Origin of the sequence: Sphingomonas sp. ASY06-1R (assembly GCF_052180265.1) — a bacterium.
GTDB lineage: Bacteria > Pseudomonadota > Alphaproteobacteria > Sphingomonadales > Sphingomonadaceae > Sphingomonas_I.
Map to the genome: position 1 here is coordinate 1,752,515 of NZ_CP197464.1, position 25,725 is coordinate 1,778,239.

Annotated in this window: 22 protein-coding genes; 8 read left to right on the plus strand and 14 right to left on the minus strand. The window is 64.3% G+C overall.

The genetic code is table 11. From position 1 onward, the window contains the following. Positions 1-32 precede the first annotated feature (32 nt). The 4 genes from ACSBM8_RS08540 to ACSBM8_RS08555 form a co-directional block, all read right to left on the minus strand. The gene (locus ACSBM8_RS08540; RefSeq protein WP_442681199.1) at positions 33-323 is read right to left on the minus strand and encodes a hypothetical protein; all 291 of its coding nucleotides are present in this window, start codon (positions 321-323) and stop codon (positions 33-35) included. Positions 324-580: 257 nt separating this feature from the next. After that, positions 581-1,591, minus strand: coding sequence for a N(4)-(beta-N-acetylglucosaminyl)-L-asparaginase (locus ACSBM8_RS08545; RefSeq protein WP_442681200.1), 1,011 nt, complete (start codon positions 1,589-1,591; stop codon positions 581-583). Between the two features lie 4 nt (positions 1,592-1,595). Continuing rightward, positions 1,596-2,336, minus strand: coding sequence for a copper homeostasis protein CutC (locus ACSBM8_RS08550; RefSeq protein ID WP_442681201.1), 741 nt, complete (start codon positions 2,334-2,336; stop codon positions 1,596-1,598). A gap of 47 nt (positions 2,337-2,383) precedes the next feature. Continuing rightward, the gene (locus tag ACSBM8_RS08555) at positions 2,384-3,931 is read right to left on the minus strand and encodes a tryptophan halogenase family protein (RefSeq protein WP_442681202.1); all 1,548 of its coding nucleotides are present in this window, start codon (positions 3,929-3,931) and stop codon (positions 2,384-2,386) included. 171 nt (positions 3,932-4,102) lie between these two features. Here ACSBM8_RS08555 and ACSBM8_RS08560 point away from each other — a divergent pair, with 171 nt between their 5' ends. Together ACSBM8_RS08560 and ACSBM8_RS08565 are read left to right on the plus strand one after the other, a co-directional pair. Beyond that, positions 4,103-4,780 carry a SapC family protein gene (locus ACSBM8_RS08560; RefSeq protein WP_442681203.1) on the plus strand — a complete coding sequence of 226 codons (678 nt, stop codon included), beginning with the start codon at positions 4,103-4,105 and terminating at the stop codon, positions 4,778-4,780. 10 nt (positions 4,781-4,790) lie between these two features. Then, on the plus strand, positions 4,791-5,792 hold the full coding sequence (locus ACSBM8_RS08565) for a cupin-like domain-containing protein (protein ID WP_442681204.1): 1,002 nt from the start codon (positions 4,791-4,793) through the stop codon (positions 5,790-5,792). Between the two features lie 21 nt (positions 5,793-5,813). Here the strand turns inward: ACSBM8_RS08565 and ACSBM8_RS08570 are convergent, their stop codons facing one another. Both ACSBM8_RS08570 and ACSBM8_RS08575 read right to left on the minus strand, forming a co-directional pair. Beyond that, entirely contained in the window at positions 5,814-7,607 is a 1,794-nt protein-coding gene (locus tag ACSBM8_RS08570) for a beta-L-arabinofuranosidase domain-containing protein (RefSeq protein WP_442681534.1), read from the minus strand. 291 nt (positions 7,608-7,898) lie between these two features. After that, entirely contained in the window at positions 7,899-8,801 is a 903-nt protein-coding gene (locus tag ACSBM8_RS08575; protein WP_442681205.1) for a LysR family transcriptional regulator, read from the minus strand. 89 nt (positions 8,802-8,890) lie between these two features. On the opposite strand from ACSBM8_RS08575, the gene ACSBM8_RS08580 reads away from it, so the two are divergent. The 3 genes from ACSBM8_RS08580 to ACSBM8_RS08590 all read left to right on the plus strand — a co-directional run bounded on the left by ACSBM8_RS08580 (position 8,891) and on the right by ACSBM8_RS08590 (position 14,593). Next, a complete protein-coding gene (locus ACSBM8_RS08580; protein ID WP_442681206.1) occupies positions 8,891-9,925 on the plus strand; it encodes an aldo/keto reductase in 1,035 nt (344 codons plus the stop codon). Between the two features lie 11 nt (positions 9,926-9,936). Beyond that, a complete protein-coding gene (locus ACSBM8_RS08585; RefSeq protein WP_442681535.1) occupies positions 9,937-11,112 on the plus strand; it encodes an MFS transporter in 1,176 nt (391 codons plus the stop codon). A gap of 382 nt (positions 11,113-11,494) precedes the next feature. Further along, entirely contained in the window at positions 11,495-14,593 is a 3,099-nt protein-coding gene (locus ACSBM8_RS08590) for a TonB-dependent receptor domain-containing protein (protein ID WP_442681207.1), read from the plus strand. A gap of 189 nt (positions 14,594-14,782) precedes the next feature. On the opposite strand, the gene ACSBM8_RS08595 is transcribed toward ACSBM8_RS08590, so the two are convergent. The 8 genes from ACSBM8_RS08595 to ACSBM8_RS08630 form a co-directional block, all read right to left on the minus strand. After that, positions 14,783-15,586: a hypothetical protein gene (locus tag ACSBM8_RS08595; RefSeq protein WP_442681208.1), complete on the minus strand. Its 804-nt coding sequence runs from the start codon at positions 15,584-15,586 to the stop codon at positions 14,783-14,785. After that, positions 15,586-15,972 carry a winged helix-turn-helix transcriptional regulator gene (locus ACSBM8_RS08600; RefSeq protein ID WP_442681209.1) on the minus strand — a complete coding sequence of 129 codons (387 nt, stop codon included), beginning with the start codon at positions 15,970-15,972 and terminating at the stop codon, positions 15,586-15,588. Before ACSBM8_RS08600 ends, ACSBM8_RS08595 begins: the two co-directional genes overlap by 1 nt. Positions 15,973-16,022: 50 nt before the next feature. Next, complete coding sequence (locus ACSBM8_RS08605; protein WP_442681210.1) at positions 16,023-17,729, minus strand: flotillin family protein; 1,707 nt, start codon at positions 17,727-17,729, stop codon at positions 16,023-16,025. Between the two features lie 32 nt (positions 17,730-17,761). Beyond that, entirely contained in the window at positions 17,762-18,385 is a 624-nt protein-coding gene (locus ACSBM8_RS08610) for an OB-fold-containig protein (RefSeq protein ID WP_442681211.1), read from the minus strand. Between the two features lie 65 nt (positions 18,386-18,450). Continuing rightward, complete coding sequence (locus tag ACSBM8_RS08615) at positions 18,451-18,714, minus strand: hypothetical protein (RefSeq protein ID WP_442681212.1); 264 nt, start codon at positions 18,712-18,714, stop codon at positions 18,451-18,453. A gap of 128 nt (positions 18,715-18,842) precedes the next feature. Continuing rightward, positions 18,843-19,181, minus strand: a complete 339-nt coding sequence (locus ACSBM8_RS08620; protein WP_442681213.1) for a hypothetical protein — start codon at positions 19,179-19,181, stop codon at positions 18,843-18,845. After that, on the minus strand, positions 19,178-20,674 hold the full coding sequence (locus tag ACSBM8_RS08625; protein WP_442681214.1) for a L,D-transpeptidase family protein: 1,497 nt from the start codon (positions 20,672-20,674) through the stop codon (positions 19,178-19,180). The genes ACSBM8_RS08620 and ACSBM8_RS08625 overlap by 4 nt, the downstream gene beginning before the upstream one ends. Before the next feature lie 125 nt (positions 20,675-20,799). Next, complete coding sequence (locus ACSBM8_RS08630) at positions 20,800-23,460, minus strand: DUF3772 domain-containing protein (RefSeq protein ID WP_442681215.1); 2,661 nt, start codon at positions 23,458-23,460, stop codon at positions 20,800-20,802. Between ACSBM8_RS08630 and ACSBM8_RS08635 the strand changes: the two genes are divergently transcribed. The 3 genes from ACSBM8_RS08635 to ACSBM8_RS08645 are packed head-to-tail and all read left to right on the plus strand — an operon-like array spanning position 23,459 to position 25,725. Continuing rightward, complete coding sequence (locus tag ACSBM8_RS08635; protein WP_442681216.1) at positions 23,459-23,827, plus strand: DUF1330 domain-containing protein; 369 nt, start codon at positions 23,459-23,461, stop codon at positions 23,825-23,827. The genes ACSBM8_RS08630 and ACSBM8_RS08635 overlap by 2 nt on opposite strands. Beyond that, complete coding sequence (locus ACSBM8_RS08640) at positions 23,824-24,759, plus strand: alpha/beta fold hydrolase (protein ID WP_442681217.1); 936 nt, start codon at positions 23,824-23,826, stop codon at positions 24,757-24,759. Before ACSBM8_RS08635 ends, ACSBM8_RS08640 begins: the two co-directional genes overlap by 4 nt. Before the next feature lie 6 nt (positions 24,760-24,765). Continuing rightward, on the plus strand, positions 24,766-25,725 hold the full coding sequence (locus ACSBM8_RS08645) for a LysR family transcriptional regulator (protein ID WP_442681218.1): 960 nt from the start codon (positions 24,766-24,768) through the stop codon (positions 25,723-25,725).

The window sequence follows — 25,725 nt, forward strand, 5'->3', positions numbered from 1 at the left end:
CCTAATGCCGGCAGCGCCAGCGCCGACTGATGTCAGTGCCGCAGCGGCGGCGGTACGTCCGGCCGTTCCCGTCCCGTCGTGGGATCGAAACGTATGTATCGGCCTTCGACCGTATCCAGCACGAAGCTGCCCCGCCCGTTGAACCCCATGTCGTTGGCCCAATGACGATGCGAGACGGTCTTCGGTAGCCGGGATGGATCCTTGATAACATCGCGCAATCGGATCCGAACCGGCACCGCACCCCGCCGATGAAAGACCAGCACGACGGTCTCGGGTCCGGCCTCCATGCTGAGAAGGGTCAGGCCCGGATACAGCTCGACCATAGCATCGCCGCTATCCTCCACCGCGAGGTAGGGGCTGACGATATGCGCGGTCCAAAGCCCTGTCCGCGTCCCACGGGGCCCTTTGCGCCAGATACTCGCGGAACGGTGATCGGGGCTTAGCGCGGCGCAGGCGCGATTCGCCAGGGAACATGTCAGCGTTCGTGGCGGCACAGGCGGTGAATCGGCAGCTGCGATCGTCGGGGTGAGCAAAAGCCAGCCGCAGAGAAGGGCACTCCGCGTGATTCTGGATATGTGTCTCATGCCGCCGTGCCGTGCAGGCTCGGCGAAGGAAGAACCTGTGCAGCGCCCGAATGACGCGTCACCGCATAGGTAAAGCCCGGCAGCAGCGCGAAGGCACCGATCCGGCCGTCCGCGCCAAGCGCCAGGAAGCCGACCTGCATGCCCTTAACCGCGTCGCCGCGCAGGCGGGCGATATGCTCCACCGCTTCGCGACATGCCGCCTGCGGCGACAGGCCCGCACGCATGGAGGCGACAACGCGCGCGGTGCCGGCGATCCGCGTTACCTCTTCGCCCACGCCGGTTGAGGCGGCGGCGCCGACGCCCTTTTCGATGAACAGGCCGCATCCGGCCTGCGGGCTGTCGCCCACGCGCCCGCGCATCTTGAAGGCCATACCGGATGTCGTGCATGCGGCCGCCATATGGCCGTCGCGTCCGCGCGCCATGATGCCGATCGTGTCATGGTTCAGCTTGGATCCCGGCGGCCCGGGCAGCGCATTCTCGATATTCGCGACCGGCCGATATTGCGACGTCTTCAACCAATCGCGCCACGCTTTCTCCGCCTCGGGCGTCAGCAGATTGGTCTTGGGCATGCCTTGATCGAGCGCGAAGCGGGTGGCGCCTTCGCCGACCAGCATCGTGTGCGGCGTCTTCTCCATCACCAGTCGTGCCACGGTGATGGCGTGAACCACGTCTTCCAGCGCCGCGACCGCGCCTACGCGGCCATCCTCGTCCATAATGATCGCATCCAGCGTCACATGGCCGTCGCGATCGGGATAGCCGCTATAGCCGACCGAATGATTGTTGGGGTCCGCCTCCGGCACCTTCGCCCCGGCCTCTACCGCGTCCAGCGCGCTGCCGCCAGCGCGGAAGGTGGCAAGCGCGGCCTCGTTCGCCGCCTTGCCGAAATCCCAGGTGGAGAGCACCGCCACCGGATCTGCCTCTGCTGCGAGCACGCCGCTCGTACCGGCCACGGCCACCGCCGCCGCGCCAAGGCCCATCATGGTGCGTCGTGTCGGCGCGTCGCTCATCCTGTCATGTCCCTTGCGGTTCGTGTCGAGTGTCGATCGCCGCGCGCATCGCGCGTACCTTGGCTATATCGGTGGCACGGCGCGGGCCGCTGGCAAAGCCCAGACGGATCACCGCGTCCGCAGGCGGCGGCATCGCCATACTGGCCGAGCCATGGACTTCGCGTGCGCCGGTTTGCGCCAGCAGTTGCGCGACATTGTCCGGCGAAATGCCCGCCCCGGGCATGATCGAAAGTCGCCCGCGCGCGGCCGCCACCATCTGCGCCAACGTGGCGGCGCCGGCGCAAGCGGACGGCGCGCCGCCGGAGCTCAGAATGTGATCATAGCCCAAGGCGCAGGCAATCTCGGTCGCGGCCACCGGATCCGGGGTCAGGTCGATCGCACGGTGCAGCACGATCCGGCCGTCCCGCGCAGCCTCCCGAAAGGCGGACAGCGCGGCACGATCCAGCTGCCCGTCGGCCTGCAACGCGCCCACGACCACGCCGGCCGCGCCTGCCGCCAGAGCAAGGCGAATTTCGCCGAGTATGAAATACAGGTCACCATCCTGCAGCAGGAAGCCGCCTGCGCGGGGCCGCACCATCGCATGGATCGCAAGACCGGATGCGACGGCGTGGCGCAGCAGGGCAGGGGACGGCGTCAGCCCGCCAAGCTCCAGCGCGGAACACAGCTCGATCCGGTCCGCACCGCCCGCTACCGCGGCATCCACGCCGGCGGCATCGTCTACACAGATTTCCAGCAGTACGGTCACAGCCAGACCTTATGGCGCGCCTCGCCCAGTGCCAAGCCAGGTCCGGATCAGATCGTCTGCAGACCATATTCCTTGATGGCGCCGATCAGCTGCCGATGCCGCGGCAGACGCGCGCGCATTTTCTGGGTCAGCGCGCGGTTCTCATCGAGCATGCGTCGGGCCAGCCGATCGCTCGCCACCACGTCTTCGGGCGCCACTTCGGTCCGGAATTGCATGCCGTACAATACATATTGATAGCTGGCGGCGGGAAACACCTCCTCCAGCCGATCGAACTCGTCGAAGAACCAGGGCGACTGATATTTCCACAAATGGAGCAGGTTTTTCAGCCTGTCGGGCACGCTTTTCGGGTCGACATTGTCGATCCAGAACGCGCTATCGGTGCGCTTCGTGAGCACATAATGCAGCTTCAGGAAGTCGATAATGCGGCCCCAGCGATAGGATGTGACGTCGTTGAAGCGCTTCGCGACGATGTCCATCACCCCACGATTGGCGGGAAGCTGCTCCGCAATCAGCTTCGCGGACATCTCGATCAGCACGATCGCGGACGCTTCCAACGGCTCCAGAAAGCCTGCCGCAAGCCCGATCGGTACGACATTATTCTTCCAGAATGTCTCGCGATGTCCCGCTTTGATCGGGATTTTCCGCACCGAAAGGCCATCCATGGCCGGTCCGATATAGGCCCGCAACGCGTCTTCAGCCTGGGCATCGGTCGTGTGGCTGCTGGAATAGACGTGGCCGACGCCGCGCCGCGTCGGCGTGCCAATGTCCCAGATCCAGCCCGCCGATTGCGCGGTCGAGATCGTGTGCGTTGCGATCGGCGCATCCTCGTCCGCATAGGGCACCTGCACCGCCAGTGCGGTGTCGCAGAACAGGATATCGCTGCAGTCGCGGAACGGTATGCCCAGCGTCTTGCCGATCAACAGCGCGCGAAAGCCCGTGCAATCCACGAAGAGATCGCCTTCGATCCGGCCCGCCTGCGGCGTGACGACGGCGGTGACATCGCCATTTTCCGCCTGTTCGACCTCATCGACGTCGGCCAGAATATGCCGAACGCCCAGCTTGGTCGTGCAATGGCGCTGCAGAAAGGGCGCGAATTTGCCTGCGTCCAGATGGTAGGCATAGTTCGCCAGCCCGTCATATTCGGGCGTCGTGATCAACTTGGGACCCAGATTTTCGTCGCACAATTCGCCTTGGGGGCACACCGCATCGCAGAAACTGGTCTGCGAATGCTGGTGCAGCCAATGCGGCACCAAGTTTACGTCGGCAAAGCCGTGCGGCAGCATCAGCGGGTGATAATAGCCGTCCCCTTCTTCGCCGGTGGTCCATTTTGCGAACCAGGCGCCCTGCTTGAAGGCGGCGTCGCATTCCCGGAAGAAGTCGGTTTCCCGGATGCCCATCTTCTGCAGCGTGCCGCGCAGGGTCGGCCAGGTGCCTTCGCCGACGCCGATGATCGGCACATTCGGCGATTCGACCAGGGTCAGGCTGAGCGTCCCGGCCGCGATCCGTGCCTGATGGCGCGCCGCGATGATCCCGGCGGAAAGCCAGCCGGCGGTGCCGCCGCCGACGATCACGATGCGCTGAACCCGGTCCGCCATCTATATCCCCTCCTGCTTGCTCTCGTTTCCCGCTTCCTATCATCATTCCAAAGGCCGCGGCTATGCCGACCGACACGTCCTTGGCGGTCCTTGCAGCGGTCTGTATTGCAGACGTGAAAAGACAAAGCGTGGCGTCTGTGCGCCTCAGCAAGAGAGAGGAAAAGGGGCATAATGACGCAGCTGGAAATGCTCAATCAGCACACGCATGCGGGTCTGCACCTGCGTCCCTGGGAGGATACGGGGCGCAATTTCGTCCCGCTCGCGGCGTCGGAATTCACGTCCGCCGCCGCTTATTATCCCATCCTGCTGACCAAGAATGCGCAGACCGGGCAATTCTATGCGGGGGCCATGCTGGGCCTGAAGCCGGGCGAAAATCTGTTTCTGGACGAGCGGGGCAAGCTGTTCGGCTACCGCCCGCTGGACCTGGAACGGCAGGCTTTCTTCATCTCCGGCGAAGAGATTGCGGTCGACCGGGCCCACCCCCGGCTGGGCGAGGGCGACGGCACGCCCTTGTTCGAGGCGGACGGCCGTCCGGCCGATCCGCTCCGTCGCATCCAGGGTGCGCTGGCACAGCTGAACAGCGGCATGGCCGAAACCGAAGTGTTTCTACAGGCAATGCTGTCCGCCGAACTGGTCGAACCCATTGAGATCGCGCTCAATTTCGACGATGGCGAGCAGCTGATCCTGGAAGAATTATATACGGTCAGCGCGGACCGACTGAAGCAATTGCCTGACGATCAGGCGCTGGACCTGTTCCGGCGCGGCTATCTCCAGCTGGCGTATGCCCAGATTGCGTCGGTGAAGCAGATCGGAAGTCTCGCGCGCCGCCGCAACGACCGCCTGTCCTGAGGGCAGGGGGATGCCGCAGATCCTTGAATATGCGGCCGTCGATGGGCTCGATGCCGAGACATTTCTCCGCGAGGTGGTCGCGCCATGCCGTCCGCTCGTCTTGCGCGGGCTCGTTCGCCAATGGCCGGCGGTGCAGGCCGGGGGCGTATCGGCCGCAGCCTTTGGCGAATATCTCGCCCGCTTCGCGGCAGATCGTGAGATGGAGGCGTTCATCGGGGACGCTGGCGTCGCGGGGCGGTACAATTATTCGGACGATCTGACCGGTTTCAATTTCGAGCGGTGCACCATGACGCTGCGGGCCGCGCTCGAACGCATCCTGACGCAGCCGCGCAACGGTGAAACCGTCTATGCGGGATCGCTTTCCGTCGCGCATTTTCTGCCCGGATTCGCGGCGGAAAACGGCGTGTCGCTTCTGGCAAATGCCGCGTCGCCACGGATCTGGCTTGGCCATGCCTCGCGGGTCGCAACCCATTATGACGCCTTCGACAATCTCGCCTGCGTGATCCTGGGCCGGCGGACATTCACGCTCTACCCGCCGCAGGCGATCGCCGACCTGTATGTCGGCCCGATCGACCATACGATGGCGGGCCAACCGGTCAGTCTGGCGACGTCTGCCGCAGCGAACGATCCGCGCTTTCCCCGTTTCGCGGCGTTACGGGATCAGGCGCTGACAGCGCAGCTTGAGCCGGGCGATGCCCTGTATCTGCCCAAATTGTGGTGGCATCAGATCGAGGCGACCGCTCCGGCCAACGGGCTGATCAACTATTGGTGGGACGCCTTCAGCAGCGGACCCGATGCGCCCCACACCAGCATGCTGCTCGCGATGATCGCCATTGCCGAGCGGCCGCAGCCCGAACGCGACGCCTGGCGCGCTTTCTTCGATCATTATGTGTTCCGCAGCGCGGGCCATCCTTTGGCGCATCTGCCTGTGGAACAGCATGGCATTCTCGGCCCGCTCAAGGCCAATTACGGGCGGATCCGCGCCTATGTGATGCAGATGCTGCGCGGCTGACCATGGCCGCGCAGCATCCGCTCAGGCGGTGGCGGGTTTGAGCTCCCAATAGGTCGCGTAGCGCTCATGCGCGATACGGTAATAAGGCACGAGCCGCACCGGTTTGCCGTCCGCCGCTGCTACCGTGAATTCAAGCGGCTGCTGTGCGGGGCGGATGCTCGCCGCCAGCGCATCGGGTTCGCCCGCCAGTTGCGGCGCCGCGAACGGCGTATCGTTGTAGCTGCCATATTTGCGTTCGTTGACGATGATATCGGCGCCGGGTGCCAAACCGTCTTTGCCGAGCGCGCCGGCCAGCACCAGCGGCCCATAGGTGAATGCGGCAATGTCCGGCGCCGCGGGCGCGGTTTCGGCGGCCGTCGTCATCGCCAGCTGGAGCGTGACTTCGTCGCCGTTCTTCCAGGTACGCCGTACGTCGAGATAGCGCCCCGGCGCAGTCGATCGCTGGACTTCGGTGCCGTTGACCAGGATCGCCGCGCTGCGGCTCCAGCCCGGATGGCGCAGCTTCAGCGTCAGATCGGCCGGCCGCTGCAGCGTCCAGCGCAGCGTGGTGGACGGCGCCTCCGGGAAGCGGGTTACCTGGGTCAGCTGTGCGCCCTTGTCCTTCCACGTGACAGCGGAGGGCACGAACAGGTTCACATAGAGGGTGTTGTGATCGTGAAAGTAGATGGAGTCGCGATATTTGACGTGGTTCTCCATGCCCGTCCCGGTGCAGCACCAGAAGGACTCCTCGGGCGTATGGTACAGCTTCATGTAGCCCGGTCGCGCGCCCTGGAAATAAGTGGCCATGCCGCTGTCGGGATCCTGTGACGCAAGAATACCATTGTACAAAGTGCGCTCATAATAATCCGCATAATCGGACTGCGGGTCGTGCAGGAACAACGCCCGGGTCAACTTCAGCATATTGTGCTGACAGCAGGTTTCCGACCCTTTCGCGGAGAAGACATGCTCCCGGAAATCCGCCATCGGGAAGAAATGTTCATTGTCGCCATGCCCGCCGGTGGCGAAAGAGCGGGTGCGCGACACCGTGTTCCAGAAGAAGGTGGCGGCATCGCGATATCGGATATCGCCGGTGGCTTCGTAGACACGCTGGAAGCCGATGATTTTCGGGACCTGCGTATTGGCGTGCAGGCCGTCGAGCTGATCGCGATGTTTCGCCAGCGGCTCCAAGAGCATCTTGTGCGAGAAACGCTGGGCCAGCGCACGATAGTCGTCCTTGCCGGTCATGAAATACAGATCGGCATAAATCTCGTTCATGCCGCCATGTTCGGTTGCCAGCATCGCTTCGAATTGCGCGTCGGACAGCGGCCGCGTGGCGACGACGCCCCAATCTGCCAAGCGTAACAGTACGGCGCGCGACGGCTGGCTGTCGGCCAGCAACGTCGCGTCGCGGAGCCCGGCATAGACTTTGTGGAGGGTGTACCAGGGAACGCCCGTGATCTTGTCGCCGCGCAAATGAGCGGAAACCAGGGCCGCGCCATCCGGAAACGCGCAGACCAGGCCCGATCCCGACGCCTGCTGGCAGGCGGCGAGCTCATTGGCGATATAGTCGATGCGCTGCCGATAGCGCGCATCACCGGTCGAGCGGTATGCGAGCGCGCAGCCCGAGAGATAATGGCCAAGCGTGTGGCCATGACAATTGATGTCGGCCCAGAGCGGGTCAGATTCCCAGCCGCCATAAGCAGGCGCCTTCGGTTGCAGCCCGGCATTCACGCGGAAATTGTGCAGCAACCGATCGGGTTGCAGCCGGATGAGATAGGCCTCGGTCTGGCGCTGGGCATGCAGGAAGGGGCCATCGCCCAACGTCACATCGGCCATGTCAAACGGCGTGAGCCGCGCGTTGGGTTGGCTCCCGACGGCTTTCTCGTCCGCTGTCGCCGCGCGCGCGGTCATGGGAAGCGCCCAGCTGGCGACCAGCGCGCCGACGCCCGCATTGGCCAAAAAGCGGCGGCGGCTCTGGCCCGCGCGGTCAGCGTGCACGTGCGGCACTATCCTTCTCCTTCGACATAATATTATCGGCCATTCAGGCGGTTAAAGACTGCGGTGCCGCGACGGAAGCGCAACCGGTCCGTAACCGATAAAATTCTATGACGATCGTCACTTTGGCGGTCAGCGCAGATGATCGGCCAGAAAATCGACAAATACCCGGACGCGTGCCGGCAGGCTGTTGCCGCCGACGAAGACGGCGTGGATCTGCTCGACATCGCCGGGATTGTAATCCTCCAGAACAGGGACGAGCCGTCCATCGGCAAGATCTTGTATCACGCTGAACGCACCGACCCGCGCGATACCGATGCCGATGGCGGCGAGCTGGCCCAGCGTCTCTCCATTATTCGCCTCGATACTGCCGCGAACCGAGAGCGTAAAATCCTGGCCGTCGCGCCGGAACGGCCAGATCGGTTCGGCGCGCCGGAAGTTGAAGTTCAGGCAATTGTGACGGTGGAGGTCCTCCGGCGTGAGCGGCGTGCCGTGTGCCGCCAGATAGGCTGGCGATGCGACGATGATGCGGCGTGTTTCCCCCAATTTGCGTGCGGTCAGCGTACTGTCGGCCAGCGGACCGAAGCGCACCGCGACATCCGCCTGGCCGGCCGCAACATCGAGCAGACTATCGGTGAGCGCGACGTCGATCAGAATGTGCGGATACAAAGCGGAGAATTGCCCGAGCAGCGGGACAACGCACAAGCGGCCGTGCGATAAGGCCGCGCTGATGCGCAAGCGGCCGCGTGGGGCGCCCTGATCGGCAATCTGCTGTTCCGCGTCGTCCAGATCGGCCAGGATGCGGCGCGCAGCCAACAGGTAGGATTGCCCCTCGGCCGTCAGACTGAGCGCGCGGGTGGAGCGCAGCATCAGACGGACGCCCAGCCTTGCCTCGATGCGGTCCAGGGTGCGCGCCACCGCGGACGGGCTGAGATCCAGTTTCCGGGCCGCGGCGGAAAAGCTCCCTAATTCCGCGACGACGGCGAAAACCGCCATTTCGCGGGCGCGATCCGCGCCGGCCAGCTTTGCGTTCAATGCACAAGTCCTTCGTGTCGGCAGGGGCTACCCGGTCTTTCCGGCAGCGTCCATCTTTGATCACGACGACATAAGCGAAAGGTCAATCCATGGAATATCGGCAGCTGGGATCCTCCGGCCTGCGGGTGCCCGAACTGAGTTTCGGCACCGGGACGTTCGGCGGCGAGGGACCGTTGTTCAGCGCCTGGGGCAGAAGCGATGCGGTCGAGGCGCGGCGGCTGATCGACATCTGTCTGGAGGCCGGGCTGACCTTGTTCGATACGGCCGATGTCTATTCGCATGGCGCGTCCGAGCGGATCCTCGGCGAAGCGATCCAAGGCCGCCGCGATGCCGTGCTGATCTCCACCAAGGCCGGATTGCCCATGGGAGAGGGGCCGCAGGATTGGGGCGCGTCGCGGGCACGGCTGCTGCGTGCCGTCGAGGACGCGTTGCGCCGGCTGGGCACCGACCATATCGATCTCTTTCAGCTGCATGCCTTTGATGCGTTCACGCCGACGGACGAGGTGATGAGGACGCTGGATCTGCTGATCACCGCGGGCAAGATCCGCTATGGCGGTGTTTCCAACTATCCCGGTTGGCAGGTCATGAAAGCGCAGGCGGCCGCCGCGCGCCATGGTTGGCCGCCCCTGGTGGCGCATCAGGTTTATTATTCGCTGATCGGCCGGGCCTATGAGGCGGACCTGATGCCGGTCGGGCTCGATCAGGGGATCGGCGCGCTGGTCTGGAGCCCGCTTGGATGGGGGCGGTTGACCGGGCGGATTGGCCGGGATCGGCCGATCCCGGAAGGCAGCCGCCTGCATGAAACGGCGCAGTTCGCGCCGCCGGTCGAGTCCGAGCACCTGTACACCGTTATAGACGCACTCGAGCGGATCGCGGCGGACACCCGCAAGAGCGTGCCGCAGATCGCGATCAACTGGTTGTTGCGCCGCCCGACGGTGGCATCGGTCATCATCGGCGCGCGCAACGAAGATCAATTGCGCGATAATCTCGGCGCGGTGGGATGGGTGCTGACAGCCGATCAGGTCGCCGCCCTGGATGCCGCCAGCGATGTGCTGCCGCCTTATCCGCATACGCCGTACCGCCAACAGGCCGGCTTCGCCCGCCTCAATCCTGCGCTTGTCTAAGGAGGACGATGATGAAGCTCAATCCGGGGCTGCTCGCGCTGGCAGCGGGTGCTTTCGGCATCGGGGTGACGGAGTTCGCGCCGATGGGCCTGCTGCCGGTCATGGCGAAGGATCTCGATGTCACGATACCCGCCGCGGGGTTGCTCATCAGCGCCTATGCGCTGGGCGTCGTGATCGGTGCACCCGTGATGACGTTGACGACGGCTCGGCTGCCGCGCCGCACGCTGCTGATCCTGCTTGCGGGCATCTTCACACTTGGCAACCTGTTGGCGGCGGTGTCGCATAGCTATGCGGCGTTGCTGGCGGCGCGGATATTGACCTCGTTCAACCACGGGGCGTTCTTCGGGATCGGCGCGCTGGTTGCCGCAAGCCTGGTGGCGCCGCACCGGCGCGCAAGTGCGGTGGCCGCCATGTTCATGGGGCTGACCATCGCCAATGTCGTGGGTGTACCGCTGGCGACGTGGGCGGGCGAACATCTCGGCTGGCGGACGTCCTTCTGCGGGATCGCGCTGCTCGGACTGGTGATCATGGCATCGCTGCGGCTGACCCTGCCGGCACTTCTGGCTGCGGAGGGCGGGAATGCCGGTGCTGAGCTGCGGGTGTTGCTGCGGAGAGAGGTATTGGGGGCTCTGGCGCTGACAGTGGTCGGATCCAGCGCCATGTTTACCGTCTTCACCTATATCGCGCCCATCCTGCGCGGCGCGACGCAGGCGTCGCCTGCGTTCGTGACGGCCATGCTCGTCATCTATGGTCTTGGCCTGACGGCGGGCAATTGGCTGGGCGGAAAGTTCGCCGATCGATCGGTCGACCGCACCCTGATCGTCACGCTTGGATCGCTGTGCGCCATCCTGATCGCATTCGCTGTGCTGATGGCCCACCCGGTGCCGACGATATTGCTGATCTTCCTGTGGGGTGTGGCGAGCTTCGCGTTGGTGCCCCCACTACAGGTGCAGGTGATGGCGGCCGCAGCCGAGGCTCCGAACCTGGCATCGGCCGTCAACATTGGCGCGTTCAACCTCGGCAATGCGCTTGGCGCGGCATTGGGCGGCGGCGTGATCGCCATGGGCTGGGGCTATCCGGCGGTCTCGGTTGCCGGTGCGGCAACGGCGGCGATCGGGTTGTTCGCGATGCTTTTTGTTGCGCGACGTAAATCGCGCAGCGCGAGCCGGCTTTGCCTAGCCGCATAGGTTCGCCGCGACCCGATTTTGCCGCATGCTCCGACGTCGCCTGGGGCCGTGACGATAGTCGCCGTTTGCGGTGCGAGACGATTACAATTGTAACCAAATCCTATTGCGATGCCCGCCTGCAGGTAAGCAACTGCAAAGACGGGGATTCTCGACTGCTGCTAATAGGCAACACCGTCGAACGGCAAAAAAGTTCCGCACCGAGAAAAAAACCAAGGCGATCGCCCGTTGGAAGGGTCGCCGCTCTGATGGGGTGTTGCACGCGAGAAACAGGTTTCCCGCAGTATGTTGCCCTGATGCAGGTCTCGTTTGCGCCAGCCCGGCCAACGGTCTTATTCATCAAACAGCAACAAAGGGGCGGACCAGCCCCAATCGGGGAATCGAGATGTTAGTCGTAACCACACCTTTCGCACGGCGGGTCCGCTCGCTGTTGATCGGCCTCCCGCTTGCCACCGGTCTGGCCACGGCCCTTGCCGCACAGACGCCGACGCAAGGCGATGCCCAGACGGGGGACCCGGTCCAACAGGCGGCCGACGCGCCGGAAGTGCAGCAGGAAATTGTCGTAACCGGATCGCGCATCTCGCGCCCAACGCTCGCGTCGCCCATTCCGGTTACGACGCTGTCGGGAGCGGATCTCGCCAAAACGGGCCAGATCAACATTGGTGACCAGCTGACCCGTCTCCCGTCGCTGAGCACCAGCTTCAACCAGGCCGGATCGGTTGCATTTATCGGCACGTCGGGTCTGAATATTCTTGATCTGCGCAGCCTGGGTTCGTCGCGTACGCTGGTACTGGTCGACGGCCGTCGCCACATCACCTCGCAAGAAGGCGAGTTCCTGGTTGATACGAATACGATCCCGAACGACCTGATCGACCGCGTCGACATCGTGACTGGTGGCAGCTCGGCCGTATACGGCTCGGACGCCATGGCGGGTGTCGTCAACTTCGTCCTGAAAAAGAATTATGACGGCATCGGCTTCAACGCCCAGGGTGGCATCACGTCGCATGGCGATCGTGGCACCTACAAGCTGTCAGGCGTGTTCGGAAAGAACTTCGCCGAAGGGCGCGGCAACATTGCCGTCGCGCTGGAATATGACCAGGCGCAGATGGTGACTTATGCCGATCGCAATGGGCTGACCGGTGCCTTTAGCGGGCGCAAACAATTCCAGCAGGTCGACAATCCTGCGGCCGACAATACCATTCCAGATCGCCAGTTCCTGACGGGAATCCATAGCTACGGCTACGCCCAGGGTGGCAACTTCATCGCTTACAACGGCGGCAGTGTTCGCTCGTGCGCAGGCGGCGTTGCCGCTGCCTGTCTGCCCAACGGTTTCCCGCGCATCTTCGCATTCGCGCAGAATGGGTCTCTTAACGAGATCAATTATGGACGTGATTTCCGCCCGGCCGGCTCCAACAACAATCAGGGCGGCGATGGGTCGACCTTGTTTGAAAATGGCACGCTGTTGCCGGCCTATAAGCGTTACGTCGCCAACGTCATCGGTCACTACGATGTGTCTGATGCCTTCCGCCCCTACTTCGAGGCGAAGTTCGTTCGCGTAAATTCGTTCAACCGTAGCAGCGGCACCTTCTCGCAGGGCGGCGGCCAGGGGGCGGATGAAGAATCGTACAACGATCTCACTGTCACACCGATTCAGCTGGATAATGCCTTCCTGACGCCGCAGGCGCGCGGCGTCATCCAGTCGCTGCTTCCCGCCGGCTCGAATTTCTTCACCCTCAACCGGGCCAATGACGATCTCGGCACGCGTGATGAGCGTGATCGCCGCGACACGTGGCGCGTCGTGGGCGGTGTGCAAGGCACGTTCAACGACGACTGGAAATATGACGTTGCGGTAAATTATGGCGAGCTGAAGACCCGTAGCTCGTTCTACAACAATCGCATCGAGCAGAATTTCTACAACGCGATCGACGCGGTCCGTAACTCGGCAGGTCAAATCGTGTGTCGCATCAACCAGACCAGCGTGACCGATCCAAATTGTCGCCCGCTTAACCTGCTGGGCGAAAATGCGACTGCGCAGACACCACAGCAGCGCGCTGAGGCGTTGGCGTATGCGTTCACCACCTCACACCGGAAGGGCAAGGCGACCGAGCTAGACATCACCGCCAACGTCACGGGCGACAGTTCGCAGCTGTTCGAACTGCCGGGCGGCCCGGTGCGTTTCTCCCTCGGCGGCGAATATCGTCGCGAGACGGCGTCCTACGCCTATGACGAGTTGGTGAAGTCCGGTGCCACGTTCCTGAACGCAATCCCCGATTTCAACCCGCCGTCCTTCGCAGTGAAGGAGGCCTTCGGCGAAATCGAATTCCCGATCCTGCGCGATCGTCCGTTCTTCCAGGAATTGACGATCAATGGAGCGGCCCGCGTTTCCGACTATAAGGGTTCGGCGGGCACGGTCTGGGCCTATAATGGCGGTGTGGTCTACGCGCCGGTCAACGACATTCGCTTCCGTGTGAATTATTCGAAGTCGGTTCGCGCGCCGACGCTGGGCGACCTGTATGCGTCCAACTCGATCAATTATGCCGGTGTGACCGATCCCTGCGACGTCAACTATATCGACAAGGGTTCGGCAACGCGTGCTGCCAACTGCCGTGCCGCCGGCGTTCCGGTGGGCTTCGAGAATTCGGTCACGCGGGGCAGCACGCTGCAGATTTTGTCGGGTGGCAACCCCGATCTGAGCATCGAAAAGTCCCGTAGCTGGACCTACGGCGTGGTATTGCAGCCGCGTTTCATTCCCGGCCTGTCGGTGACCGTCGATTATTACGACATCAAGATCCGCTCGGTGATTGCGTCGGTCGACGCGCAGGACATTTTGAACGGCTGCTATGATGCTGCCGATCTGAATAATTCCTTCTGCTCGTTGATCTTCCCGCGTGCCGCTGGCGGTGACTTCCAGCAGCCGGCGCTGCTGCAGTCGTCGCTCAATTTCTCGGCCGAACGCGCCAAGGGTATCGACGTTGATGTCGCCTATAATCACAGCTTCGATAGCGACAACCGCCTCGCGCTGCGGTTCATCGGTACCTGGAATCGCTTCCGGACGGACTATCCGTATATCGACGATCCGTCGCGGCCTCAGCGTCTGAAAGGGACGCTCGGTCAGCCGAGCATCCAGTTCAACGTGGATGCGGATTACACCTTCAAGGCGCTGACGGTCGGCTACACGTTCCGGTATCTCGGCAAGCAGTCGATCACCGATTACGAGACGCAGCATGTTGTCGCCGGTCTCGATGGGACGCCTTATGATCCCTTCTACGCCGATCGTAAGAACTATCCGCATGTCGTGTACCACGATGCCCGTTTCAACGTACGCGTCGATGAGCGGATGAGCGTCTACGGCGGCGTCAATAACATCGCGGATCGCAAGCCGCCGCTTGGCCTGATCGGTAACGGCAGTGCGTATAACGGCTACGACACGATCTACGACAATATCGGCCGGTTCATGTATCTGGGCGTGCGTGTGAAGATCTGACGAGAATGGCCTGATCGTCGCCGGTGGAGAGGCTTCTGCCGTCCACCGGCGATCCAGGTTTCAGCGTCAGACTTTCCGAGCGGTGCTTCGGATGGGGAACAGCGATTCTGCTGCGAACCTTCCTGAAGCGCCGCTTTGGTGCGTTTGGGCCTGACACGTCCGCACATCATGCCGCGTGCGCGCCACGCGCTAGACGGGCGGCATACGCTTCGAACGATCGCGGCGGTCGTCCCAACGCCTCTTCAATTCCATGCGCCAAGCGGCTGTGCGGCCGTCCAGCGTAGCGGTGAACAGGTCCATCATCATCGCGACCATGTCTTCCGGAAGGCCGTTGCCCCGCAGGTGATCGGCAAAGGCGGCTTCATCGATTTCGTGGCACGCAATTACGCGGCCCATGGATCGGCTCAGGATGGTGCAGGCGTCGGGAAAGCGGAGCAGTGCCGGGCCGGTCACCTCATAGACCCTGTGGTCGGTCGTCGTGCCTGTCAGGAGGGCGATCGCGACATCGGCGATATCCTCCACATCGACGAATGGCTCCGCTGCCGTCCTGCAGGGGATGACGAGATTGCCGTGGGCAATCGCCTCCGCGAGGAAGCTTTCCGAAAAATTCTGGGCGAACCAGCTCGAACGGATTACCGCCCAGGGAATTCCGGCGTTTGCCAGCGCCTGCTCCGCTCGCAGCGCGCCGGGCTCGCCGCGGCCGGATAACAAGACGACCCTTTGCAGATTTTGCGCGCGGGCGATGCTCGCCAGCCGGCCGATCCGTTCCGCCGCCCCAGGCACCGACAGATCGGGCTGGAAGGTCAGATAGGCCTGCCCGGCGCCGGCCACGGCCTCTTCCCAACCGCGCGGGTCGTCCCAGTCGAAGGCAGGGACGATCGATCGGGAGAGGGACCGGATCGGTAATCCGAGATGGCGCAGCCGGTCCGCCACGCGACGGCCGGTCTTGCCGAGACCGCCCAGGATCGCGACGGGTTTGGGTGCCTGGGTCATTATTCTGCTCCGCGGCGCAGCTGAAGATAAGCGGTGCCCCATGTGTCCAGCGCGTCCATGATGTCGGCAAGTTGCTCGCCCTGCACCGTCAACCGATATTGTGCATCGTCGACGCCGCGGGCGATCACCCCATCCGCGCATAATTCGCGCAGATGGCGCGTGAGCGTCTGATCGCTGATTCCCGCCACCTCGCGGCGGAGTTCGCCATAGCGGCCGCGCCCTTCGTGAATGCCGCGCAGGATCGAGGGTTTCCACTTGCCGGAAATCACGCCGATCGCGGTGCGGACGGGGCAGGTGCGCTCGAGCAGGCCGAGTGGGCGGGAATGGTCGGACTGGGGTTCCATCCCGGCAATGTGCCGAACAGGCGGCCGGCGATCCACGGCCATTTACGTGAGTGCCCGGCACGTCGGCCGGGCACATCATCTGGCTTCGACGATCAGGCGGGTTTCTGTCCGCCGTTGGTGGTCTTGGCCGGGGCGGGGGGCGGGGTGATCTTGCCGCTGCCGGCGAGCATGCCGTTCAGCGAGCCGCCACCCATCCCGAGTTCCGCCATCAACCCGTCGATCAATGGGCCACCGACGCGGTAACGCATGGCGGCGGCGACGGCGGCATCAGCCAGATTGTCCTGTCCGCCGGCGCCCGCACCGTCGCCGGGCGCGTCGCCATGCAGGCCGCGCGCGTCGAGGATGCTGATCTTGTCGATATTCTCCATCGGCTTGGCGGCCGCACTGATGATCGCCGGCAGCGCCTCCAGCATCGCCTTGCGGACGAGCAGCGCGGTCTGTGCGTCGTTCAGCAAATTGGTGGCCTCGTTCAGCAGCGCCTGACCGGCTGCGTCCACCTTGAACGCCGCCTCGCGTCCTTCGGCGCGGGCCTTTTCGGCATCGGCTTCGGCGGTGGCCTCCGTCCGTAGCGCGACCGCGCGGGCTTCGGCGGCTTCCTTCTCGGCCGAGGCCGCGACGGTGATGCCGACCGCTTCTTCCTGCGCGCGCTGGGTGGCGGCGATCACGGCCACATTCTTGTTACGATTGGCGATTTCGGTCGCCTTCGCCGTGGCGACGCTTTCCTCGGCGCGGACGGCCAATGCGCGCGCTTCGTTCGCCGCTGCGGTCGCGGTCGATTCCTCCTCGGACTTCTGCGCGGTCTGGACGGCGGTGGTGATGCGCGCGATCTCGATCGTGCGGTCGCGCTCGATCGTCGCGGTCTGAATGGCGCCGTCGCGGGCGATCGTGGCGGTCTGAATGACTTTGTCCGCTTCGGTCTGTGCGACCGTCTGCGCCTGGGCGGCGGTGATGCGCGCGATTTCGGCCAGCCGGGTCTGCTCGGCCTCGGCGGTGGCGATTGCGGTGGCCTGTTCGGCGCGGCGAGCGGACAGCGTCTGCTCCTGCGTCAAGCGCGCCTGTTCGGCCGCCTGGGCGATTTCGAGCGACTGGTTGTTCGCTTCCAGATTGCGCTGTTCGATCTCGACGCGATTGGTCGCGACAATATCGTTGCGGATCTTCTTGCGCTCTTCGATCGTGCGGGTCAGCACGGTCAGGCCTTCGGCGTCGAACGCGTTGTTTTCATTGAAATGTTCGAACGCCGTCTGGTCGAAATGCGTGATGCTGACCGATTCCAGCTGGAAGCCGTTCATGTCCAGATCGGTCATCAGCGCCTCCTGCACCTTCTGGATGAAGTCGGCGCGGTTGGCGTGGAGATGCTCCATCGTCATCGTCGCGGCGACCGAGCGCAGCGCCGAGACGAGCTTGCCGTCGAGCAGCGATTTGACCGCATCCGCGCTGTTGACCGAATCACCCAGCGTCTGCGCCGCAGCGGCGATGGATTGCGCGTCCGGCTTCACCTTGATGTGAAACAGGCCGACGACATCGACGCGCAGCTTGTCGAGCGTGATCAGCGCATCCTTGTTGAGGCGCGACACTTCCAGCTTCACGGTGGTCAGGCGCACCTGCATCAATTCGTGCAGCACGGGGATGACCATGATGCCGCCGTTCAGCACGACCTTCTCGCCGCCAAAGCCGGTGCGGATCAGCGCGACATCCTTGGTCGCGCGCCGGTACAGCCGTGTCAGCACGATGCCGATCACGATCAGCGCCAGCAGCACGATGCCGGCGTAGATCAGAATATTCATCAGTGATTCAGGCACGTCACTCTCCCCGTTAATACTGCGACGATAGACTAGATCGGGCGGAAATGCGTGTCCGCGTCCGGCAGCGCGAAGAACAGGCTGCCGTCGCGGCGCACCAGCAATGCGGTTTCGCCCGATTGGATCTGGTCGGCATCGTCATGCGGCTCGACCATGATGAAATGGGCCTGGCCATATTGATCCACGACTTTGGCACGCGCGGGCGCGCCGCGGCGCGCGGTGCCCTCCAGGATCGTGCCGCGATAGCGCAGCAGATCGTCGGTCGAAATGGCGCTGCTCTCATAGCCGGGCATGATCCGCGCCAGACCATTGGCCGCCAGCGTATTGAGCAGCGCGCCGGCGATCAGGGCGCCGCCCGCCGCCACGCCCCAGGGTAGAGGCCCGCCGGCGGCGGCGGTCGCGATCTGCTGAATGGCGGTTCCGGTCAGCGTGAAGCAAGCGAGAAGCGAGGTCAGCCACACCAGGATCGGTAGCTCCCCGCCCAAACCAAGCCAGTCCAGCAGGCCGCCCGCGACGTGGTGTCCACCGTCCGCATCCAGATCGAGATCAAGGTGACCGAGGCCGAGCCCGACCGCTTCAATCAAGCCGATGCCGATCATCACAACAAAAGCGATGGCAAAGGGAAGATAAGGCGGGGTCAGAAACAGGGCGAACATCCGGCGCGATTATCACGCGGATCACGCGGTGTCAGGTAAACATGGTCGCCGCAGTCGCCGGCAGTTCAGAGGCCGAGTTGTTCCAGTGCGGCGGCCAGCTCCGCATCGATCGCGCCTTCTTCTTTGGGAGAGAAACGGTTCAGCACCGTCTGCAGCCGCTTTTGCGCGACCTGCAGCGCTTTGTGCCGCACCTCGCGCGACAAGTTCGTGCGCCAGGACGCGCTTTCGCCCAGCAGCGTCGCCCACTTCGCCTCTTTGGCGGCAAGGACGGCCAGCGCAAGGCGCAGTCCGTCCCGTCGGCCGCGGGTATAATCTTCAGTATCGGCCATTCCGGGCTTCCACCTTCGTCATTGGTCCCGCGGCAGATGCGGCCAATCCTGGCTGCACCGATCGACGCGATCGGCGCCATCCGCAGCGCGGCTGATCGCAGCCTGCCGCGCTGTTCGATTCGCGGGACTTAATTCTGGTTCGCAGGCGGTCCGCTACCGTCATCGCTCTGCACGGGCGCGGTCATGCCGCTCGCGTCGGCGTCATCCTGCATCTGTGCTTCCGCCGATGGCGCTTCGGCGGGGGGCGGGATGCGGGGCTTTTCGGTTACGATCGGCGCGGGCGGGGCCGCGGGCACGTCGGGAACGGCTGGTGCCTGCGGCGGGGCGATGGGGCGCGTGTCGGACATATTCTCCGTCTCGGCATCCTCGCTGCTCCACCGCTTCTTTTCGCTACAGCCCGTCGCGATCAGCGCGGCCCCCAGCAACAGTCCGCCCCATAGCCCGCGGCCCATCTTGCGCATCATCATCGTACCCCTTTCAGCACGTCAGCCACCAATTCCTTACGGTCGCGTCCGTCGATCTTGTCCATCAGCCCGCTATCCCAGCCATAGGGATCGCCGCGAAAGCTGATCTGGCCGTTCGCACTGGCGAAGGCGGTCCAATACAGCAGATAGACGGCAACCGGCGTCTGCAGGCGCGCGCGCACCGTATCCCCCTTGGTGATCGCTGCCTTGATAGCGTCGGGCGACCAATCGGGCGCGTCCTTCAACAACAATTCCGCCAGCTCGGCTGGCTTCTCCAGCCGGACGCAACCATGGCTGGACAGCCGGCTGTAGAGCGAGAAGGTCGCCTGGGTCGGCGTGTCGTGAAGGTAGACCGAATACGGATTGTCGAAGTCGAACTTGTATCGGCCCAACGCGCTTTTCGTACCGGCTTGCTGCTGCAATCTGCTGCCGCCATCCGCCAGCGAGATCACCTTGAAGCCATTGCGCTTGAAATAGCCTGGGTTCGCCTTTTCTTTCGGCCAAAGTTCTTTGGTCGCGATCGATGTCGGCACATTCCACGGTGGATTGAGCACGATGCTGGTGATGGTCGATTGCAGCATCGGCGTCTCATCGCCCGGCCGGCCGGTCACGGCGCGCATGGATTTCACGGGAGCATCCCCGTCGAACACCGTCAGGACGGCTGCGGCGATGTTGACCTGGATGCGGTTGCGGGCCAGCTGCGGCGGCAACCAGCGCCACCGTTCCATGTTCGCGAGGATCTGGCGGATGCGGACGGAGACCGGCACGTTGAGGGCGGCGATCGTCTGCGTGGACACGATGCCGCTGGGGTTCAGCCCGTAGCGCCGCTGCGCGCGGCGGACCGCTTCCAGCAGGGCGTCATCGAATGTGTCGCCATCGGTGGAGACCGCCTTGTCTTCGACCGCCAGCCGCGTGCGCAACGCGATGACGCGGGGACCGTCCGCACCCGGAAGCAGATCGGGTCCGGGCGCCAGGCGCGGCCAGCCGCCGTCAGCCTCGATCTGACGGTAGGTCGCAAGCCCGCGCCGGAGCCCATCATAGCCGGCATAAGGCGGGGTGAGACTGGCCAGCCAGCTCCGCAGCTTGTCCTGGGTCACGGCCGCGGCGAATGATGGGCGGGGGTCATAAGGTGCCGGGCGCAAGCCCCACTCCCGCAGGAAGTCGCCTGCGTCCAGCTGGCCGGCATGTACCGCGCGCGCATAATCAAGGATGGCGGAAATCAGCACCTGGTCGCCTGATCGCGCCTCGTCGCTGGTCAGCGTACGATCGGTGAGCCCCTGCGCTTCAGCCTGTGCGAGCGCGGTACGCAGATCGTCCATCTGGCTACGGCTCAGCTTCGGGATCTGTACCGGCGCCGGAACGATCGCGGGAACGGCGGGGGCAGCGGATGGCGCCACGTCCTGCGCCAGGACAGGGGCTGCCTGCAGCGACATCGCGACAAGGCCGGTCACACCGCCGGCCAGACGCCGGCGCCACTTCAACATATTGTCAGCCATCGCCAAATCGGAACTCCACGCGGGCGCATTGCCCGTAAAGAGCCTCTACATCGCCGCGCCTTGGGTGCAAGATGAACCCGCATCCGCTGCCTTGGGACGCCGGGTGCGACCAGCGGCTACGGCCGTTACGATTTGGGCTCCTCGGGTCCGGTGGGAAACGAGGCGGGCGCCCCGATAAACTCGAATTGTTGCCTGGTTCCGATCTCGATCCCGGCCGCCGCTAACCGCTCTAGCAGCGCGAACAGGATCTCGCTGCGGATGCTATAGGTCTCGCGCGGGGTGGCGGCATAGGCGAAGCAATTGAAGAAGATGCGGTTATCGGCCAGTTGATCGATGAATACGGACGGCACGGGATTTTCAAGGACACGCGGATTGTCGCGCAGGATGTCGGTGACGATCTGACGGACCAACCCTGCGTCGGTGCCGAGACTGACCGAGAATTGAAGTTGGATGCGGCCGAGCGGATCGGCCAACGTCATATTCTGGATCGTCTTGGTGATGAGTTCGGAGTTCGGCACGATCAGGGTCGATCCGTCGGCCATCTTGATCTCCGTGGCGCGGACCCGGATTCGCTTCACGTCGCCTTCCTGATCGGCGATCTTGACCAGGTCGCCAATCTTGACCGGCCGTTCCGCCAACAGGATCAGGCCGGATACGAAGTTCTGCGTGATCGCCTGCAGGCCGAAGCCGATGCCCACCGAAAGGGCGCTGACCAGCAGCGCGATCCGTTCCATCCCCAGGCCGAGCGAGGCGAGCGCCCACAATCCGGCCAGAACGATGCCGGTATAGCGCGTGACCATCATGATCGAATTGCGCGCGCTCGCATCCAGACGCGTCGCCGGCAGATAGCGGGCGCCCAGCCAATTCTGGACCACGCCGACCAGGAACAGGGCCAGCACCAGGACGACGATGGCGCGCACGATCGCGCCCGGCGAGATGGTGAGGGCACCGATAGTGATGCCCTGCGCGGCCGACAGGATCGTGCCGAACAGCGAGCCCACGTCCGTTCCGAACGGCATCAGCACGATGGCCAGCGCCAAAGCGAACAGAATTATGCGCAACGCGGCGGAGGTCAGTACGCCAACCTGTTCGACGGTCGACTGGCGGACGCCCAGGCCATAATGTGCGGATCGCCCGAGCCTGCTCTTGGAGGAGAATAACGTCGTCGAAAGATCGTCGACCGCGTTCAGCAGCAGGTAAAGCGCGCTCCCGACGATGGCGAGCCAGACGATCGTGAACGCAACGAACCGCGCGAGGCTGATATAGCCGAGCATGAGCGCCACGATCGCCGCCGTGCAAGCTGTCCAGCCGACGATCGTCGCGAGCGTCAGCCCCGTGCGCTGGACCGGATCGGTCTTCTCGTCCAGCCCGCGGATCGACTCCGCCTGTAACCGGCCGATCGTAAAGAGGAGGCCGATGATCAACAGAAGGAAGACGAGCGCGACGATCACGTCGGCGGCGGCCGACGCCGGGCCGCTTATCCCGATCGCATCGTTTATGCGCATGATCAGCAGGCAGAGGACGGTCAATCCGGCAGCGAACCACGTCCAGACGCGGATCGGGCCTACCGCCTCGTCGCTGACGGGCAAAGGGCGCCAGCCCGGCTCACGCCGTTGCAGCAGCGCGCCGCCAAGCGCCCAGATGGCGGCGCCGACAAACGAGACATGGATCAGCGCGGTCGCGACCGTGTCCCAGCCCGGCGACAGCATTTTGGCCCAGCGCAGTCCCTGGACCAGGCACAGTGCCGCGAAGCCGGGTGCCAAGGTCCCGACCACGACCAGCCACACGGCATAGCTTGATCGACGCACTCGACTGGTCGGCGCGCGCTCGACGAGATAGCGGCGCCCGGCGCGCCGCAGCCACATCCGTATCGGCACCAGCAGAGCGACTGCGAGGAATGCGCCTAACAGGGCAATCCAGGATCGCGACGACAGCAAGCCAGTGAGAAAGGTGTCCCCGCCATAGCGCACGAAGGCGATCGTACGGCGCATGTCGCGGGGGAAGTTGCGCACGACCGGTGTCCAGAACGCCGGTGAAAGCGGCGATGCGGTATGCGCCGACATCCGTTGATTGAACTGTTCGGCCTGGCTGGCCGCGATCTCATCGATCAATTGTTGCGCATCCAGCGCCAACAGCTTCGCGCGCTTGACTTGGGAATCCAGCGTCGCGCGCTGTTGCGCCAGCAATTTGCGTTGCGCGCGGATATCCGGCGCCTCGACAATGCCGGTAGGCACTGGGCCAAGTTGCGCGATCCGTGCGTCGATCAGATCCAGCTGGGTCTGCAACGATGCCGCGGTGCTGTTCGCCTGGCTTGCCACCGTCGTCGCTCGGTCGCGGGCATCGTCGCGTTCGGTGCGGCTGAGCCTGCCATCCAGCGCCTTATCGACGGTGGTGAGCGTCTTGCGCCCTTCATCCAGCGTCTGGCCTGCGGCAAGCGAAGCGTCGGTGCCGCTTAGTTGAGCCTGCACCGGAACGGCCGCCACCGCCAGGAGCAGAAGGATCACGTATCGACCGAGCGCTTTCATGCGGACTCCATGACGCGGACCTCGTCGAAACGCCACCACCGGAAAGTCGTTCATCGGCCGGCGCGGGCGCCCGGGCGCCTTCGACTTCAGGGCAGGGGCGGTCTGTCCTATAGATCCTTGCCGGCAACACTGACTTACCCGGGGGGCCGCTAGGCATGCGGGGCGCGACGAGGCATCGTGATCAGGCTCGATGGCGGGACGCCGGAGCGGAGACCGTTGCGCCGGATCATGGCGCCCGGCCGGACGAGAAAGCGATGCCATGATTTCCTTCAGACCCGAGCCCATCGATGCCTTTCTGGCGCAGGATGACGGCCAGCCGATTTTCATGATCAATTTGCTGCGTTTCGCTCCGGACGGCGGCCGCGAAAGGTATCGCGACTATCTGACGCGCATCGCGCCGATCGTGCTGTGGCATGGCGGTGCGATCCGCTTTGCTGGTGAAAGCCTCCATGCGGTGTGTGCCGAATTCAAGCAGGCCTGGGATGCAATTGCCTTGATCAGCTATCCGAGCCGTAGCGCGTTCGCCAACCTGATCGACGATCCTGATTATGCCGCGGCAGAGACGCTTCGTAGAGACGCGCTTCAGGATGCGGTGCTCCAGCCCCTCAAGATGGTGAGACACGCATGAAACATTCGCAGCTGGATGTCGGCGATGTGCAGTTGCACGTGGTCGAGTTGGGCGAGGGCCGTCCCATATTATTCTGTCATGGCTTTCCCGACGTCTGGATCGGCTGGCGCCGACAGATGGAAGCCCTGGCGGCGGCGGGATACCGGGCGGTCGCCGTGGACATGCGCGGCTATGGCCGCAGTTCGGGCCCGGTCGAGGCGACGGCCTATACGCCCTTTCACACGGTTGGAGACATGGTCGGCCTGCTGGACGCCCTCCAGCTTCCTGATGCGGCGATCGTCGGCCACGATTTCGGTGCCGGCACGGCCTGGTATGCCGGGCTGCTGCGCCCGGACCGCTTCAAGGCGGTCGTCGGCATCAGCGTGCCATTCTCTCCGCCGGGCGGCCCGAGCCTGTTCGAAATGATGGAAGCTGCGGGGAAGCACAGTTTCTACATGTTCCGGCAACGCGAGCCGGAGGCCGATCTGCGATGGGCCGACGCAGCACGGACCTATCCCACTGCGCTCTACTGGACGTCCGGGTTACCTGCGCCCGGCGATCGCTGGGACCCGTTCGACCCGGACCGCGATATGTTGCGGCCGGCGCCAGTCGACGCACCGGCCTGGGCCGATCCGGCCGATGTGGCCTACGCAATTGGTGAATTCCAGCGGACAGGCTTTCACCGCCCATTGAATTATTATCGATCGGGGCAGCCATTCTCGCGGATCAACAAGGCGTTCAAAGGCCTGCAAATCCACCAACCCAGCCTGTTCCTGGCGGGGGCGGCCGACGGGCTGGCCAAAGTCCGGCCGTTCGATGAAGCTGCACTGCGCCGCGACGTGCCCGGACTTCAGAAGATGGTCGTGCTGCCGGAGGTCGGACATTGGCCGCATCGCGAGGCACCCGCTGCGACCAACGAACTGCTCGTGAACTTTCTGCGGGATGTCTATTGATCGCCCATGCTGATCGACGATCTGGACGTCTCGCTGCCGCAACTGCGCTGTTTCGTTGCGGTCGTCGACGCGGCGTCGCTGGCCGAGGCCGGGCGGCGGCTGGGAATGTCGGCAGCCAGCGTGTCGAAGGCGATCGTGCGGCTCGAACAATCGGCAGGAGCCCGCCTGTTGCACCGTTCGACGCATGCGCTCTCCCTTACGTCAGAGGGCGAAGCGCTCCTGCAGCCGGCTCGGGCGGTGCTCGCCGCGGCGCTCCACTTCAGGGAGATTGCCGGAACGGCGTCGTCCGACGGCGGCGTCGGAACGGTTCGCGTGAGCGCATCCGTCGGCTTCTCCCGCGCCGTGCTCGCGCCTTTGCTGGCGGGCTTCAGCGCAGCGCATCCCGGCGTTCAGGTCGACGTGCGTGCCAGCAACGATTTTGTCAGCCTTGCGGATGAGGGCATCGACCTCGCGCTGCGGAGCGGGCCGTTGGAAGGCATACCCGGCCACGTGCAGCAGCGCTGGTTTTCGTTTCCGTGGATCTTCTGCGCGGCACCGGACTATCTCGCCAGGCGAGGGACGCCGGAGACGATCGAGGACTTGGCCGATCATGACCTGATCGGCTTCCGCAATCTGCGCACGGGTCAGGTGCAAGGCTGGCCGTTCCGCACCGTCGATGGGGGAAGCGGGCGCCTCGCACCGGCGGCCCGGTTGATTTTCGACGACGGCGACAGCGGTTGGCAAGCCTGCCTGGCGGGTGCCGGCGTCGCCTGCACGCCTTTCTATCTGGCGCAACAACCGCTGCGCGCAGGGCAGGCGATCGAAATACTCAGGCCCTATCGAGACGACCCGGTGACGGTTTCGATCATCCGGCGCGACCGAAGGCTTACCCCCCGGCGCGTGACGACGTTGATCGAATATCTGTTGGACCACACGCCGCTTCTGTCCGACGCGGACGCGCCGGCAGAAGGGCGCGTGGTCCGATAG